The following is a 16,035-nucleotide window of genomic DNA, read 5'->3' as shown; positions in this document are numbered from 1 at the left end:
TGATGAGAACTGCAGCATTGACTTAGATCGCCAGTGCTCAGTACTGGCCATCATGTAGCTTTTATCGCTTTAGCGCCTTAACTTATTTAAGTGGCGTAACTTGCATAACTTATGCATCCTATTTAAGTGATGTAAGTTATAGTATTCCGTGTCAGGAATCTGTCTACTTATCAGCGTCCGCGGAACTGCAGGATTTCTGCTTTGTTGTTCGCAACGAGGGCTAATTCTGGAGTTCCGTATAAGGCATAATCAATAACGACGCCTGATGCGAACATAGCGATTGGGCTGAAACGGAAGGTATCAGGAGCAATCGCTTTGGCAGAATTCCCCAAGGTGCTCACAATAAGATTCACATTGATGAAATCTGGCTTTCTACTCAGCCCATGGATATGCGAGCAGTTACTTATACTGCTCTTTCTCATGTCCTAAAAGCCTTTGACCATGTCAAATCGCAACATTGAGGTTATCTTGTTTTGGAATAAGCGTGGTCATTGTATGAAAGTGTTGATACATGATGGACTGGGTATTCAAAGCTCTACGGTTGGAACAAGCAACATTTCACTGGACTCAAACTCATCATAGTGAAACAATTACAAGCATTGATTCAGAGTTTCGCTTGATAAAGAATTTGACAATGTGCATCAAACATCATGACATCAATTCAGTCAGCCAAGCTGAATAGCCTAGATCCGTGTCTGTGCAGAAAAGGACGCCTTCATATAAAATAACTCAAATAGATAAATTACCACCACACTGCTAGAGCCTGAGCTGAATTTAAAAATATCTATAGGGTTCACCGGGGACTTACAGTAAATTTAACTTGGATAAAAAATATCCCCCTTAAAAAAGTGGGATATTTTTAATTTATTTATTTAATATTTCTTTTAATTCATCTGCACTATATGTCGATAAATTTTCTATAGCTGCTCGAACAATACTTGAACGATTTATTCTTGCATTTTGCCCTTTTACAACCAGCTCATCAATTAGTTTACTAATATCTTCATTGAGAGAAAAAGTGTAACGAATAAATTTTTTTTCACTTGATTCTAAAGCCTTTACCCTCTTTTCTGCACCAGATATAAATGCATCTAACATTTTATCTTGTTCAGTAGGTTCAGGTTTTTTGTTTAGCCCAGTTAAACCAGCCATAGTTATACTCCTAAAAACTCTCTTGCAATACTTTCAATTTCAGCTTTCGCTTTAGGATCACTATTTACTTCAAAAACCGAAAGCCCATTTTCATCTGCATCATCATAAACATTTCGATTTGTTGTGATTGAATTCAATGCATCAATACCAAATGATTTGCATGCCTCTTTTGCATCTAAAATTCTTTGAACTTGAGAAGGAAGAGTTGGACACTGAGTAATAATTGCTCTAGCTTTCAGATTTGGATTTACTGTCTTTGCTAATTTTAAAACTTGTTCCATATGATCTAAAGTTTTTAGATCTCTTCGTTTGGGTCTAAACGGCAATAACATATGTGTAGCTATAGTCATTGCTGAACGTAATGCTTCAGAATCCTGTCCACCTGCATCAATGATAATATCTTGGTATCTTTTATCTAAATCTTTTAAAACTGAACGTATATTCCCTGATGCTTGTACTGATGGAATATTATTTAATTCATCGTTTTCATCTCTTTCTTTGACCCAATCTGTTGTTGTTCCTTGAGGGTCAGCATCTAATAAGAGGACGTCTCTTTGACTTTGTTGTAAGTAAACTGCAAGATTTTGAGCTAAACAGCTTTTACCAGCACCGCCTTTTTCACCACCAACTAAGATAATCATAATTTATGTAAGTTACGTAAGTTTGTTTGTGTATAATTTAACGGTGATTTATGAAGTAATCAACTATCATGAAAAAAAAAATTAAAAAAAAAGTTATCCACAAAAGAATGGTCTTTTTGAATTTATATATATTTATTTAAATTTATTATTTATATCTCTGCTCAAAGCTTGACTAGCAAAGGGATACAGGAAGTATATGTTGACAAATTCCTACCAATAAGTTGACTTTTTCCTGTTTCTGAGTTGACATATTCCTACCAATAAGTTGACTTTTTCCTGTTTCTAAGTTGACAAATTCTGTGCATAAGTTGACAAATTCTTTTATTAAAAATACTTTCATTTGTGGACGTTAAGTAGTATTGTCAATATATCTATTTATAACATTTTCCTTAATATATCTCCCTATGAGTAACATAGTATATAAAGATAATAATTTGGTTGAAGCATCGTATTCACTAAATCTATCTGAGCAAAGGCTAATATTAATTGCGATCATTGCTGCTCGAGAAATTGAGAAAGAACTTACTTCTGATACTATACTTACGATTCATGCTTCTGAATACATGAAACAGTTTAATTTAGGACGTCAAGCATCTTATGAAGCGTTACAATCTGCATGTGATAATCTTTTTGAACGGCATTTGAATTATAAAGCAGTAGATCCTATAACTGGAAAAATAGGAATATACAAAAGTAGGTGGGTTTCAAAAGTTGGTTATGTTAAGGAAGAGGGATGCGTCCAACTAATTTTTGCACCAGATATTATCCCCTTATTTGTAAAACTTGAAGAAAAGTTCACAAGATATGAACTTAAACAAATCTCACCACTTACAAGCATTTATGCTATTCGCCTGTATGAGTTACTCATACGTTGGAGATCAACTGGTAAGTTATATATTTCTATAGATGAGCTTAGATCAAAACTCGGATTGATAGAAGATGAATATAAAAAGATGGGAGACTTTAAAAAAAGGGTTCTTACCGTAGCTTTAAATCAAATTAACAAATTTACGGATATTACTGTTTCTTATATACAAAAAAAGGAGGGAAGAAATATTTCAGAATTACATTTCATGTTTGAAGAAAAAGAACAAAATAAAACGAGTACAAGTGCTCCTTTAGAGCCAACTTATAAATTGACAGCTAAGCAATGTATATTCTTTGCTAAAAAGCTATGTGATATTACTAACTATCCAAAATTTGGTAATGATTTCGCACATCGTGGAGAGACTCTAGAAGACTTTCAGGAAAGGATATCAAGTGATCTTCTTGATAGCGATAATGTTAGAAAGTATTTTTCTTATTTGTTAGAAGTTGGTTATGCTCCTAAATACAAGAAGTAACCCTTTAGTTAATTGTCACTTTAAACAAAAGACCACGCCCTCTCATACTAAGTTTTTAATTAAGATTGCTTTCATGTGATTTTAATATGAATTAGCATAAGTTACATAACTTATGCTGGTTAAGTAACCACCTATCCTGCCTTTATAATTTATTGCTGCAGTTCTCATCATCATTGGAATAAGTGGACAGATTCCTGACACGGAATACTATAACTTACATCACTTAAATAGGATGCATAAGTTGTGTAAGTTACGCCACTTAAATAAGTTAAGGCGCTAAAGCGATAAAAGCTACATGATGGCCAGTACTGAGCACTGGCGATCTAAGTCAATGCTGCAGTTCTCATCATCATTGGAATAAGTGGACAAATTCCTGACATGGAAATTGCAGCGAGATTGGCTAAAGTTACTGCGCTGATTATCAGCCGAGATGTCGTTATTGATTATGCCTTATACGGAACTCCAGAATTAGCCCTCGTTGCGAACAACAAAGCCAGAAATCCTGCAGTTCCGCGGACGCTGATAAGTAGACAGATTCCTGACACGGAATACTATAACTTACATCACTTAAATAGGATGCATAAGTTATGCAAGTTACGCCACTTAAATAAGTTAAGGCGCTAAAGCGATAAAAGCTACATGATGGCCAGTACTGAGCACTGGCGATCTAAGTCAATGCTGCAGTTCTCATCATCATTGGAATAAGTGGACAAATTCCTGACACGGAATACTATAACTGAGGTCACTTAAATGGGATGCATAAGTTATGTAAGTTACGCCACTTAAATAAGTTGAGGTGCTAAAGCGATAAAAGTGGCACTGTTGGAAATATAGATTTAAGTCGATGATTTTTCCTTTAAAAAAAGTACTTAAAGACGGCTTTGTTGCACAAAGCTGTTTGTAAGGTCTGATTCAGCAATATAATTTCCGAATGAAGAAGCCAGCAACTAAAATCTACCGTACAACGAATTGGTCCGCATATAAACTCAGTGCGAGAAACTTTCAGAGCCAAGTGAATGAGATTCATGCTCGTGTGGCAGTATTAAATAAATTTACGGATTTAGGCAGACCTCACACCCAAGTTGTCACTTAAGTTTGAGAAGCTTAGGGGAGTTCTACTTTTAAAATCTTTGTGCAACAAAGCCACAGTAAATGTCAACAGACCCTAATTAGTCATAATAATATTTTCATAAATTTGTCATGTAAATTGAATATTTAAAGCGTATTTTTCGACCATCCTAAGATGAGGCGATGCAATGCTTTGGCATAAGAAAAAATTTAATAAAAAATCAATAAGTTTGGCATGCTGTAGTTTGGGCACAGTTATTTTGACGGGCTGCCAAAGTCCTGCTTTAGTTCAATCATCTTCTGCTTCAGTACAACCACTAAAACAGCCCCACCGTGTGGTTTTTTTCTTGGGAGATGGAATGGGTATCACGACACTGACAGCTGCACGAATTTATGCTGTTGGTGAAGATGGCCAACTGCCGATAGATCAACTGCCAGAGTCAGCATTTGTTCGTACTTTCTCAGAAGATGCACAGGTTACAGATAGCGCACCATCGATGGGTGCCTATATGACAGGTGTAAAAATGAAAAATGAAGTGATATCCATGCAGACTGGAACAATTGCAGTAGAACCAAATCAGGCCGGAAATCATCAATGTGGAACCAATCCTCAGAACCAGAATAAGCAAGACACTCAAACTTTACTTGAATTGGCCAAAGCACGAGGTTGGGGTACAGGGGTAGTCACAACAACTCGCATTACGCATGCTACACCAGCATCGACTTATGCCCATATTTGTCATCGTGATGCTGAAAATGACATAGCATCCCAATTAGTACCAAGTTCGCAAGGTGATACCTATCAGCGTTATAACGTCAAATTAAAAGATGGGGTTGATGTGATTCTAGGCGGGGGTAAGCGTCAATTTCTGCCGAAAGATCAAGGGGGAGAACGGATAGACCAACGGAATTTGATCGCAGAAATGCAACAAGCAGGCTATCGAGTGGTCTATGATCAAACTCAACTCTCCCAGATGAAGTTAGGAAAGAATGAAAAATTATTGGGTTTGTTTAATACTAGCCATTTAAATTATGACTTAGATCGAACCAAAAAAAACTTGCCTGAACCTAGCTTAAAGCAAATGACGTTGGCCGCTTTGGACATTCTAACCCAAAATAAAAATGGTTTTTTCCTGATGGTTGAAGGGGGACGTATAGACCATGCTTTACATGACACCAATGCTAAGCGTGCATTACAGGATACAATTGCCCTAAACGAGGCTTTGGATGCAACCATTAAAAAACTTCGACAAAGTGACCCTGAATTAAAAAATACCTTGATTGTGATAACTGCAGATCATGATCACACTCTAATTTTAAATGGCTATGCCAAGCGTACTGGAAAATATGTACAAGGTCAGGAAACCAGTGTACTAGGTTTGGTTAAAAACTATAACACTAAATATAAAAAAAATGGAAGAATAATTTACTAAGTTATTGTTTTTAAGTTGATCCTTGTTTTATATGGGGGTGATAATAACTTCTGATTACTAGTTTTTACCTTAAATATACCGATTGAAAGATTCATTTAAAGGCTATGAATACATGAGTTTTACAGTTTGGCTAGGTCAGCATGAGTACTTTTCACAAGATTTAAGATCGACCATGAACGTGATTAAGTTATAGGGGATTGATGAAATAGTTTTTATGAATTTCTGGCTTTCTGGGCTGATTTTATCAAATTCATGTCTATGCAAAATTGCGACATATTTCTCGTGCTGGTAGTTATCCAGAGTTTGGTCTGCATCTATCCATAGTGCAGACCTTTTTTTGGTGACAGTTTTTTCTTAGTGATTTTCGATCTGGATGTAGTGATTTCACGTTTGCAGAATATATCTTGGCGGTGATCCATCTAATATTCGTGATTATAAAGAGAGCTAATTCACAGGTTCTACAGATTATGTAGCGACTAACTATATCAAAGTCTATTTGCAGTTGATGGTTGGCGCTTAGTTTATATTTACGCTTAGGTTTCAGTTAAAAAATCAATATTCTGTTGAATCCGTGATTGAATCATCTGTAGGGTAGATTCTCGAATTTGATGGGGATACAGGCGCTGCGCAATTTGACTAAATTGAAGTGCAATTTCACGCATGGTCAAGATGATCTCATCGACTTCTAGAGTAGTCAGATTAGCTTCTGAAGTACCGAGTTTATGTATGTCATTTCGGGAAATATTGAGCGCTTCTCCCATAATGTCCATTTGATGATAACCACCTGGACCCTCGCAGAAGGTCACATCATAGGCTGGAGCCAATTTCCATTGACCATTTTTCTCCATGAGAAATGAAAAGTTCTTAGTATGGTCATCCCGATTATTGAAAAGCACATTAAACACAGCACGTTTAAAAGCATGCAATCTTTCTCGTACATCTTGCGTACACATCAAGGTTGCCCGGAGAAAATTGCGATAGTCTAGGCTACCTGGAACTTTATAGTCTGCTCCTGTATATGCAGCCAAACTCTGCATTGGAATCCGCATACCATTTTGACGATCGAATCGTTTAGAAGCAAAAGCCGTTAAACCATTGGGCAAATTAAAGAAATGGGTATCTGGAGTCTCAATTGCACAAAGTCGCAAACATTCTGCATAGACGGCTTCAATGGCGCAGACTTCAGGATGCTCTTGCTGAGCAGGAAACTTAATCAGCCAGGCTTCATGTTGATCAGAATCTTGAGTCGAAAACTCTAAATTGACAGGATCTCGGTAAACCAACGCTTTTGGTCTGGCACCTTGAGGGGAGCCACCCATGACCAATAAATGCTGTAGAAATTCACCACCTTCACCTTTGAGTACTTCTTGAACTTCCTGGGCCAGTTGTTGTAAAGGGATATTTTCTGAGGTTTGCATGTCAGCAACACAAGGTTCAAAGGAGAGGGCACCCATTGCGTGACTACTAATATAGGTCAGACGCTCCAAAGGTCCAATTCGTGCTGAATTTAAGCCAATTTTTTTGAAATATCGATCCATCAACATCATGCCCCAACCATCTGGTAAAGCGTCATAGACTGGACCTGGGAGTCCCATTTGATGAGTAGGAAAACCTTGTCTGAATGGTAGACCTTTTAAAGGCAGCAAGTAAGAAGAGAGCTCAACACCTTGCTGTATTGCTTCTGGACTATATTCAAAAGCAATGGTGGGTCTACCTGTCGTGGCTGTTGAACTAATCAGCGTTCCCCATAACCATGATTCGCCCCAACCGTTGTAATAAACATTAAGTCTATTGAGCATTATCCCTTCCTCTTAATACGGTGGCGCTTACTTTGACTCTCATAGCGAAGAATGTCATTCACACTGTTAAGCTGAGGTTTAAATAGTTCCTGAAGTTCGTTTAATCGACCCAAGACCATTGCAATACGGACTAAATTTTCAACAGATACATTTCGTCCCGCTTCAAGATTCGAAACTGTATTCACGCCGACACCAGCGCGTGCTGCTACCTCAGCTTGAGACATCTCCAGAAAGAGTCGTTGCTTACGTAAACGCTCACCTAAAAGAGTCACAACTTCTTCTGGTTTAGTGAAATATAAATCCATTAAATTGGGTCTTAAGAATGAATAATTTAATTAAATCACAAAATAATGGAATTAATCTATAGCTATAGTGTGGCTAAGGAGGGCTTTGTTGCACAGCACATCAGAAGGGTAGGTATAGTCCTTGGGTATCGGTTACAGAAAATCATCAGGATGTACTTTGACTGATTGTTGATACGGAGATTTCAGTATTTTCATTTTTCCTAATAGGTCACATTACTTAGAAAGGGTTCTTCGAAAATTAGTTCATACTTTAAAAATCCTATAAATATTGAGGATATTTTCTTAATGCTTTCAATATAGCATGCGGCTATATGTAACTCGAACGGGCTTAATCTGCCTTTCAGTATAAATTTTTTGGGCGTGAGAGGGGAGAGGTGTGAGGGCAAGCAATTTATATCGTGGATACTTCTAAATTACTTATGTAATAGAAGGTGGTAAACATGGATTTAGAGGTAATAACACTAAATATAAAAAAATTGGAAGAATAATTTATTAAATTATTGTTTTTATGTGGTTATTGGTGATGTTATGAATAATAATAACTTTTTCTTGATGAATTTTACCTAAAAAAATTGATCAGATAATTTTCTTTAAATGTCATGCATACATAAATTTGACAGTTTGAAGGGATCGGTATGTGCATTTTTCACAAGGTTAAAGATCGACCATAAATGTGATAAACGGCAGAGGATCATTGAAAAATGAATGGATTTAAACACTACATGTATGCACGAAAAAAAGTATCGCTGCGGTTCTGCTGACAGGCTGTATTGAGCATTGAATGCAAATGATGTAGTAATTGTCTACAGGCTATAGGACCAGCATGAAGAAGTATGAAATGTAGTTGCCAATTTATAACCTTGGTTGAAAAGCATAGCATTGTTATTCGGAGAAGTGAGGTAAGCCATCCTTCTCTTATTCATTTAAAATGATTCTTACTCAACTGATCTCGACTCATGGGCTGGTTCCAATTAGACGGATAATAACTTCCATCCCCTATCTTTTTCTTACCACATTTCTTGCATTTAATCCCTTCTTTGGAGATTTGATTCAGCATCACTGTTGTCGGTTGAATCAAATCAATGACATAGTTCGTTGGTTCAGGAAAAGCAGAAGAGGCTGCTTTATTGCAAAAGAGAACATTCGGATCAAATGGATTGGATTGCACAAAAGCCATGATACAGCCACAGAGTAATTCACCTGCATGTAATCTGTAACATCCATTCAGGTCATCAGACGAAGATTAATCTGAAATTTAAGCACTAAACGCCATAAATCTATGTATGGGCAGACTTTTTTGAGACATATGTTGATAAACATGCGGCAAGTTACATTGCTTAAAAGTCTATCTAAGTTAACGATCTATTCAATTCTGGATAAGTAATCTGAATATTACGATCCTAAATTACCCGAAGAGTATTAAGATTTCTAAGAATCGTGATTGTTGGTTTATTTGGGAAATTAATCAGTGGATTGAAGCAAAGATGATGGCTCATTAAGGATTGTGGGCTTCGACTACTTAAATTTTAGGTATTTTGAATAAAGCATATTTCAAAAATCTTAATTAATGGATTTAAATTACCATAAAAACCTTCAATATTGGCTTGAATCCATTGTTGTTGAGAGTCAATGCGAGACCAATCAATACCATAACCACAATGAGCAATCAGATGCTCAAAGAAAATCCGTTGTGTACGTCCATTACCTTCACGGAATGGGTGTATGACATTAAGCTCACAATACAAGTCGGCAAGTTGAGGAATCAGTTGTTGTGGTGCTAAGCCTTGAAAGTATTTTTTTTCTTGAAGCGGTTTGAGTAGTTTATTGGTTTCAATTTCAATACGGGAAAAATTACAAAAACGGGTGTCACCTTTGGAAATATCGATTTGTCTTAACTTTCCTGCCCAGTCGTATAAGTCGCCAAAGAGCTGCGCATGAATTGATTTTAAGTATTGTAAGTCGTAAGGTGGTTCAGCATATTCAATTAAGTTACTTGCCAATCCAGACAGTTCTAGTTCAGCTTGTTCTAAAATTTGTTCATCATGAATATTGAGTTTGTTCTTTAGGATATTTGTGCCAGGGTAACAATACAGGCTGTCACCCATTTCCCCATATTTATCCATACATGCACCTGACTAAGTTTCGGGTTGCGAATACTTCTTATATTTTTGCAAGATTTCAGCTTTACTTTGTTGAGTTGTTTGAGCTGTCGTTGTAATGCCTTCAAGCTTTAGGCTGGCTTGATAGTTTTGCGCACGTGTCGCTTGAATATATTTTTTTTTCTGTTCAGTGGTTCTGAGCATTTCGAAACTCCATTGATGCTACACGTGAAGTAAGTATAGCAGAGAATCTTTTTGATCAATGCTGCATACACAGCATTTCAAAATGTAATACAACGGTATTGTTTCATGTAATAACAGAAAACTAAAAAAAAGTGGAAGAATTTTTAAAATTTAGACCACCCATGATAAGTAAACCATATGTATTTGTTGATAATTGTAATTTTGAGAAAATTTAGTTGATAAATTAAATGAATTTTAATATACAAAGATATGCTCATTTTTTATATCGATAAAAATGTTAAAATTTGACTATTTAGTAAAAAATATAGAGATATTTATGGGGCAATTTATCATGCCCTTTTGCTTTGAGCGACAAAATGTTCAATTTAAGATAGTAAAAATTAACTCAGAACTACTGAAAATCAAAAAGATTAAACAGAGCCAGAAAGTAGTAGTACAAGCAAAGTTCAAAATAATCTATGTGAAAATTTGGCAAAAAATATTGCTATTAATGCAAACGGAGCCATGCTTACGTGTACATTCTAATTATGTTGCAATCTTACAGTTGATACATAATCTTGATGATTTTATCGAAAAATCACAGCAACACTTGTGCTTTGAGAGAAAAGCTCAGAAAGAGCTGGATGCTAAATTTTTTGCTAGATTTTTTAAGCTGACAAAGAGTTCAATAAAAGATCAACTTTTACCAAATTGTTCAGATCGTAATGAATTTAACCAATGCAATTTGATAAAAAATTAAGCGAAAGCGAATATGCCAAAGATTGAAACAGAAGAGCAATTCTTAGATTTAGCAGAAAAATTCCAAAAAGATTATTGTTTATTACGCAATCATGTTGTGAATACACAATTTGTCGATCTATCAGATGATTTACGTGAAAAAGCCCATGCTCTAAATAAGGAAGCACAACAGATATATGGCTATATATCTAGTTCTAGACAATTAGGTAAATATTATTATCTAGCTTCTTTAAGTTATTTTGCATGCCCGACTACTAGTAATACTCAAGAGCTGTCGTCTGAACGTTATTTGATTCTACAAGCGAGTTTTTTAACATATCGGCAGTATCAAGAATTTGCAAAAATTGATAAAGCTGAGAATAAGCAAAAACATGTTTGTGATCTCTTTCGCTATGTATCACGATATGTTCTGGATTCTAATCATGCTGAATTATTTCAAGAATGCAGTGAGCTACTAAATCGCTATGTCATGTACGAACGTAACTTGAAAAAGGAGGATCGTAATCAACTTTTTAATATTAAAGATTTCAAACAAGTACAAGCCATAGAGTATTTATCGGCTCTATTAATAATTTTTAAAAGACTTGATGATCGTCGTGTTGTTCATCGTCAGCGTAAGTCAAAAAAAAGTAAAGTTTTGCAATGGCCGACGAAAAATGAACTCAAAAAATTTCGTGAAATTAAAACGGGTAAGCAAGTAGATATTGGACATAACGCAAAGATCAGTATTTATGATGCCGCTCTTCACAAAGATGAAGAGGGTGAAGTTGATCTATTAGATCCTGAAATGGAGTTTTATTCAGAAGATGAAAAGTCTAAAAATTTAAATTATATACTCAGCGATAATGCGACGCATCTAATGCGGCATCGCCAGCGCCGTCATGCTCCTTTTGTTACAAATCCACATTATTTGGCGCCAGATATACTGAAGCAAATTGTTTATGTGTTGAGAACCGAGTTATCCGGGCACTGGAGGGATGCTGCAATCGCTGCAGCATGTTTATTGTCACTTTTGACGGGATTATCACCCGTCGCACTGATGGATTTTAACGAGCTTATTCAAGATGGAATTTTGATCCAGAATGGTTCAAGTAGACGTCGCGAATATTTACTCAAATTAAATCTTAAAATTACAGAGCAGAAGATTAAGAGCTTAAATCATGTGCGGTGGAATGAAGTGATGACACATCAACTACATTTACCTTCTGCTTGGTTTGACTATATAGAACAAGCATCGAATCCACTAATTTCATCAACACACATTAATACGAAACTTAAGAATTGGCTTGATAATCGGTTTGTAGGTTCGATCACTGTAGAAAAACTGCAGGCTCAATTATATTTTCATATATATTATGAAACATATAATGAATATCTTGCTCATGTAATTGCTGGGCGGGATAGTCAGCATCACATGCCTGGTATCTATTATGGCGGGCTACCGAAAAATCAACTCAGTAGCACATATCTAGCCTTTTTAGAAAAAGCACTTACACCACATTCCACACATTTTACTGAAGACACGGCTGAACTAAAAATATTGCAACAACAATTCAAAGTGCAATCTGCATTATCTATAGGAAGGATAGGGAGCCAACTGGCACTTGAACCCAATTTTGTGAAAGAGCAATTCCATATTTTACATAGACATTGTCACGAAAACATCCAAGAAGATAAGCACATTATTAATCAACTTAATGCATATGCGTGTTGGATGTGGCATATCAGTTTGTTGAGTTTGGCAAGTCGGCCTAAAAAAAACCTGTTGGGGAATTTGGATGATTATTGTGTTGAGCTCAAGCTTTTATATGTGAATGATAAAAAAAATAGTAAAGCAAGAAAAGATGGTCGTTTTATCCCTTTATCTGATTTTTTCATAAAAACACTGCAAAATTACACTGCCTTTTTAGAACAAATTATTGAAGCGTACGGTTCATTTTTTAGACAAGTCTTTGCAAAGAAGAAGATAACTGTAAATGATCTTTTTGGTAAGGTCATTTTTAGTAAAGATATCTTGCCGATAACTGTCAAAGAATGGCAGAGCAGGAAAATTAAGTTAATCCCTTTATCGAGAAAATGGGTGAATTCATATATGCAAGGAGTCTTTCCAAAGAATATGTATTCGAATTGGTTACGTCATTTTGACATGAACTTTTTGATGCATGAGCAGCAAGAGGGTAAACCAGCATTAGCTTTTCACTTAATTCAGGCCCTGTATGGTCATGACCAACGTGACCGAGAGGCTTTTCATCCGCATTCTTCACTTATCCCGAATGTCTATGTACAGCAAGCCCGCCAGCAATTGCAAGATAATGTCAAATCTTTATCGATTAAACACTTAGAGCGAAAATAGTTGTATGCAAAAAATCAAAGAACTAATAAAACCACAACTAGATGATCTATTTGTTGATATTCATAAAATGGTGAAAAAGTCGCTAGATAGACAGCCTTCTCCACCTGAAGTATTGACGAAAGAAATGCAGCAAAAACTTGATCAGCAGATCGCTGAAAAATGGCATGACATTAAAGATAGTGTTGATTGTTTGAGTCAAAAGTTGAGCCGAGACGAACAATCAAAACTGATGCAATTTACTGAAGATGAATTTAATAAAAGAAGGAAGCAATTCAACCAGAATGTAGATAAAAAATCATACAGAATTAAGCTAAATCCACATACTAAACGGATCGTACTGCCTAGAAAAATTGAGAGTACAGAGTCACGGTTAGAACAGGGGCATCTACATATCCATGTACTTAAGGAATTAAGGCAGTATTGGCAAGATTCATTTGAATATTGGAATGAACCAAAGTACTTATGGGGAAATTTATGCTTAAGTTTTATATATATTTCAGGCTGTGCAGATGAACAGCATTTGATTGCTATTCAGAAGCAATTGCAGGAGGCCATTGAGCTTGGTACAGATCTGAATTGTTTTCGGTTATACCATTCGGACTACAAAAAAATCACTAATCCATTGTTACTACATTATCGTGTTGAAAACTCTCAATATGGCAACGATGTAGAACAGGGAAAGTTGTACCAATGGAAACATGTTTTTTTTAACCCATATGCGCAGTTCATTTTGCAATATTTAAAAAAGTTGAAAGCTACTCAGAAAGAATTTTGTCTGCAACATTCAGTTGAAGATTGTATTTTAGAAAGCTTGAGTAAGATAGGCAGGAAAAAAAGTCTTGGGGATCTGCAATATCAAATTAAACGCCGTGGATTTCGTGCATTTAATGATGTGCAAATGGTACTCGAATTTAATCCAAACCTCAGCATAGATATATTTTTGAGTAATGTGCTTCAGCAAGAGATTAATACTGTTGCTTTAAGGCCATCCGAATTTAGATTGCTGTGGAATAATGATTACAATCAAGTCACAGAACCAGATAATCGCCCTATTCATTTTGAACAAGAGCAGTTACTTCCTGAAGTTCCGACTGCTCAAAGCAAATTACAAACGATTCCGTATGAGTTGATGTTGTTTGGTCAAAAGAAACGTAAAGGTCAAAAAGTTGAGCGTTTAGATAAAAAGAGGAATAAAGAAGAACGCACGCTACGTTTTTGGCAAGAAACTAGAAGGGTGTTAGAGGAGAAGATAGTTGATGCTAATACGGAGGAAAAGTCTTTAATTGATGCTCAACTACGCTTAATTCACTGGTTAATGCATTTAAAAAAACGAGGGCTTCAATTATCAACTATTGAAAGCTACTTAGGATCGTTTGGCAAAGAATTTATATTTGAGATTTGGCTCAATAAATTAGATTTAAAGCAACAATCCATAGATGACTATGAGGATTTATATCGGCAGCTATTGAAATACAGCAGTGAACGTGATGAAAAAGCAGTTCAACGAGATTCGGTGAAAGGAAAAACCTCTCGTAAGATGCACCAAAGCGCAGAATACCGTTTTGGTCGCCTAAAAGATTTTCATCAATTCTGTATAGAGAATTATGATGCTCCAGGGGTATTGGTGTTACAGAATTCAAGTTTTAAGCATTTACAAATTTGCAATGCACGGCTAGTGAGTCCTTTGCTATTTGGCAAATTATTGGAAAAACTAGAAAATTTAAGTCAAGAGCCAACGGCATCAGAGTGGGTCGATCATCTGAGTTGTTTAAAGCTGATGTATTTACTAAGTTATAGAACTGGACTTCGATTAAATGAAGTTCGTTGTCTTAAAATACAAGATATTATTTGCCCAGAGCTACTTTATAAAGAAAAAGAAAATACAGTTTTTAATAATATCACGCTTCATATCCAAGACAATTCATATCGCCGTCTGAAAACGCGAAGTGCGAATCGTCAAATACCATTGAAAATTGCATTGTCAGAACATGAGTTTTTAGTAGTACAACGTTACATACAACATCGTTATGAGCAATATTTGGTTAATCAGCAGGATGATCTACTTTTTAGTGTGAATCATCGTGTATTAACTGATCAATGTATCAGCAAAATTACAGTAGATTTGTTTAGTCAAATATTAGGTATGCATCATGGCTTTAGTTTTCATACATTACGCCACAGTGCTGCTAACTATCTAGCAATAACTTTGCTCGGTTCAAAAGAAATGATCAAGACCTACACAGATTGTCCTTGGGTAAAAGCAAAAAAGATGAGGGATTTATTGTTTGGTATGAAAGCACGTGCTCAAGAAGAGATTATTCAACATAAATGGCAGGTGCTCGCCTCTTGGATGGGGCATAGCAGTATTGAGCAAACGGCTTCAAATTACCTTCATGTTTTGGATTTATTAGCAGTCGATCGAATTTATAATTCGCCGTGTATCATTTCAAAAAAAGTATTAGAACAGTGTTTTAGTCCAGTGAAGTCAAGTACAGACTACATAAACCTAAATCGTTATACTCAGCAGCAGAAATGGTTTAATTCTTATCAGCAAACACAGCCAGTTACGATGGCTGGCCGACAAGAAAAGAAGTTTAGTATAGAGAAGAGTACTCTGACACCTTTTCAACGTTTGATAAGTTTTAGAGAAGGACGTTTAAGCGAAGATACTCAAGCTCAAGAATGGATGCAACGATGTCAATGGATGAGCACTAAATGGATGGATCGCCAAAAATTTTATTTAAAAACGAATTATGTTTATAGTAAGAATTTAGAAGAGAGTTGGTTTGATGAACTTTACGAAAAGGCTAAAAAACTGACTCGTCCAGATGAAATAATTCCTCTCCTTGATTTTCATTATAAAGATGATAGGCAGCAAGATGCACTGAAAGAAAAGAACA

Annotated in this window: 12 protein-coding genes and 2 pseudogenes; 6 read left to right on the top strand and 8 right to left on the bottom strand. The window is 35.8% G+C overall.

Annotated elements, in window-relative coordinates; genetic code table 11:
* Positions 1–170 precede the first annotated feature (170 nt).
* From J500_RS15810 to J500_RS15800, 3 genes are all read right to left on the bottom strand, one after another.
* Positions 171–422 carry a hypothetical protein gene (locus J500_RS15810; protein WP_001232338.1) on the bottom strand — a complete coding sequence of 84 codons (252 nt, stop codon included), beginning with the start codon at positions 420–422 and terminating at the stop codon, positions 171–173.
* A 442-nt stretch (positions 423–864) separates the two neighbouring features.
* Entirely contained in the window at positions 865–1,152 is a 288-nt protein-coding gene (locus J500_RS15805) for a hypothetical protein (RefSeq protein ID WP_000908082.1), read from the bottom strand.
* Between the two features lie 2 nt (positions 1,153–1,154).
* On the bottom strand, positions 1,155–1,793 hold the full coding sequence (locus tag J500_RS15800; RefSeq protein WP_000585007.1) for an AAA family ATPase: 639 nt from the start codon (positions 1,791–1,793) through the stop codon (positions 1,155–1,157).
* 404 nt (positions 1,794–2,197) lie between these two features.
* On the opposite strand from J500_RS15800, the gene repM reads away from it, so the two are divergent.
* The 3 genes and pseudogenes from repM to J500_RS15790 all read left to right on the top strand — a co-directional run.
* Positions 2,198–3,136, top strand: a complete 939-nt coding sequence (repM, locus tag J500_RS15795) for a replication initiation protein RepM (RefSeq protein WP_002046604.1) — start codon at positions 2,198–2,200, stop codon at positions 3,134–3,136.
* Between the two features lie 982 nt (positions 3,137–4,118).
* Positions 4,119–4,229: pseudogene (locus tag J500_RS17435) on the top strand (IS5/IS1182 family transposase); the annotation flags it as partial.
* 163 nt (positions 4,230–4,392) lie between these two features.
* A pseudogene (locus J500_RS15790) lies at positions 4,393–5,601 on the top strand (alkaline phosphatase); the annotation flags it as partial.
* A gap of 569 nt (positions 5,602–6,170) precedes the next feature.
* Here J500_RS15790 and J500_RS15785 read toward each other — a convergent pair.
* From J500_RS15785 to J500_RS17000, 5 genes are all read right to left on the bottom strand, one after another.
* Complete coding sequence (locus tag J500_RS15785; protein WP_000934717.1) at positions 6,171–7,436, bottom strand: type II toxin-antitoxin system HipA family toxin; 1,266 nt, start codon at positions 7,434–7,436, stop codon at positions 6,171–6,173.
* Complete coding sequence (locus J500_RS15780; protein ID WP_000366814.1) at positions 7,436–7,741, bottom strand: helix-turn-helix domain-containing protein; 306 nt, start codon at positions 7,739–7,741, stop codon at positions 7,436–7,438. Before J500_RS15780 ends, J500_RS15785 begins: the two co-directional genes overlap by 1 nt.
* A gap of 919 nt (positions 7,742–8,660) precedes the next feature.
* Positions 8,661–8,918 carry a hypothetical protein gene (locus J500_RS15775; protein WP_004726728.1) on the bottom strand — a complete coding sequence of 86 codons (258 nt, stop codon included), beginning with the start codon at positions 8,916–8,918 and terminating at the stop codon, positions 8,661–8,663.
* Between the two features lie 349 nt (positions 8,919–9,267).
* Positions 9,268–9,864 carry a putative adenosine monophosphate-protein transferase Fic gene (locus J500_RS15770; RefSeq protein WP_004658347.1) on the bottom strand — a complete coding sequence of 199 codons (597 nt, stop codon included), beginning with the start codon at positions 9,862–9,864 and terminating at the stop codon, positions 9,268–9,270.
* Positions 9,865–9,876: 12 nt separating this feature from the next.
* Positions 9,877–10,044 carry a YhfG family protein gene (locus tag J500_RS17000; protein WP_002125865.1) on the bottom strand — a complete coding sequence of 56 codons (168 nt, stop codon included), beginning with the start codon at positions 10,042–10,044 and terminating at the stop codon, positions 9,877–9,879.
* Positions 10,045–10,318: 274 nt separating this feature from the next.
* Here J500_RS17000 and J500_RS15765 point away from each other — a divergent pair, with 274 nt between their 5' ends.
* The 3 genes from J500_RS15765 to J500_RS15755 form a co-directional block, all read left to right on the top strand.
* Positions 10,319–10,783 carry a hypothetical protein gene (locus tag J500_RS15765; RefSeq protein ID WP_000911011.1) on the top strand — a complete coding sequence of 155 codons (465 nt, stop codon included), beginning with the start codon at positions 10,319–10,321 and terminating at the stop codon, positions 10,781–10,783.
* Positions 10,784–10,795: 12 nt separating this feature from the next.
* Positions 10,796–13,135, top strand: coding sequence for a hypothetical protein (locus J500_RS15760; protein WP_034700530.1), 2,340 nt, complete (start codon positions 10,796–10,798; stop codon positions 13,133–13,135).
* Positions 13,136–13,139: 4 nt separating this feature from the next.
* The coding region (locus J500_RS15755; protein ID WP_034700529.1) for a site-specific integrase at positions 13,140–16,035 on the top strand (2,896 nt) is incomplete at its 3' end.

This window comes from Acinetobacter sp. 479375 (assembly GCF_000581715.1).
GTDB classification, from domain to species: domain Bacteria; phylum Pseudomonadota; class Gammaproteobacteria; order Pseudomonadales; family Moraxellaceae; genus Acinetobacter; species Acinetobacter ursingii.
The sequence above is the reverse complement of the archived record's forward strand: the minus strand, read 5'-3'. Positions and strand labels throughout refer to the sequence as shown.

Excerpts from the sequence above, each read along its gene's own strand:
- J500_RS15785 (WP_000934717.1), bottom strand. The coding sequence starts at position 7,436 with ATGCTCAATAGACTTAATGTTTATTACAACGGTTGGGGCGAATCATGG.
- J500_RS15810 (WP_001232338.1), bottom strand. The coding sequence starts at position 422 with ATGAGAAAGAGCAGTATAAGTAACTGCTCGCATATCCATGGGCTGAGT.
- J500_RS17000 (WP_002125865.1), bottom strand. The coding sequence starts at position 10,044 with ATGCTCAGAACCACTGAACAGAAAAAAAAATATATTCAAGCGACACGT.
- J500_RS15805 (WP_000908082.1), bottom strand. The coding sequence starts at position 1,152 with ATGGCTGGTTTAACTGGGCTAAACAAAAAACCTGAACCTACTGAACAA.
- repM (WP_002046604.1), top strand. The coding sequence starts at position 2,198 with ATGAGTAACATAGTATATAAAGATAATAATTTGGTTGAAGCATCGTAT.
- J500_RS15765 (WP_000911011.1), top strand. The coding sequence starts at position 10,319 with ATGTTAAAATTTGACTATTTAGTAAAAAATATAGAGATATTTATGGGG.
- J500_RS15780 (WP_000366814.1), bottom strand. The coding sequence starts at position 7,741 with ATGGATTTATATTTCACTAAACCAGAAGAAGTTGTGACTCTTTTAGGT.
- J500_RS15775 (WP_004726728.1), bottom strand. The coding sequence starts at position 8,918 with ATGGCTTTTGTGCAATCCAATCCATTTGATCCGAATGTTCTCTTTTGC.
- J500_RS15770 (WP_004658347.1), bottom strand. The coding sequence starts at position 9,864 with ATGGATAAATATGGGGAAATGGGTGACAGCCTGTATTGTTACCCTGGC.
- J500_RS15760 (WP_034700530.1), top strand. The coding sequence starts at position 10,796 with ATGCCAAAGATTGAAACAGAAGAGCAATTCTTAGATTTAGCAGAAAAA.
- J500_RS15800 (WP_000585007.1), bottom strand. The coding sequence starts at position 1,793 with ATGATTATCTTAGTTGGTGGTGAAAAAGGCGGTGCTGGTAAAAGCTGT.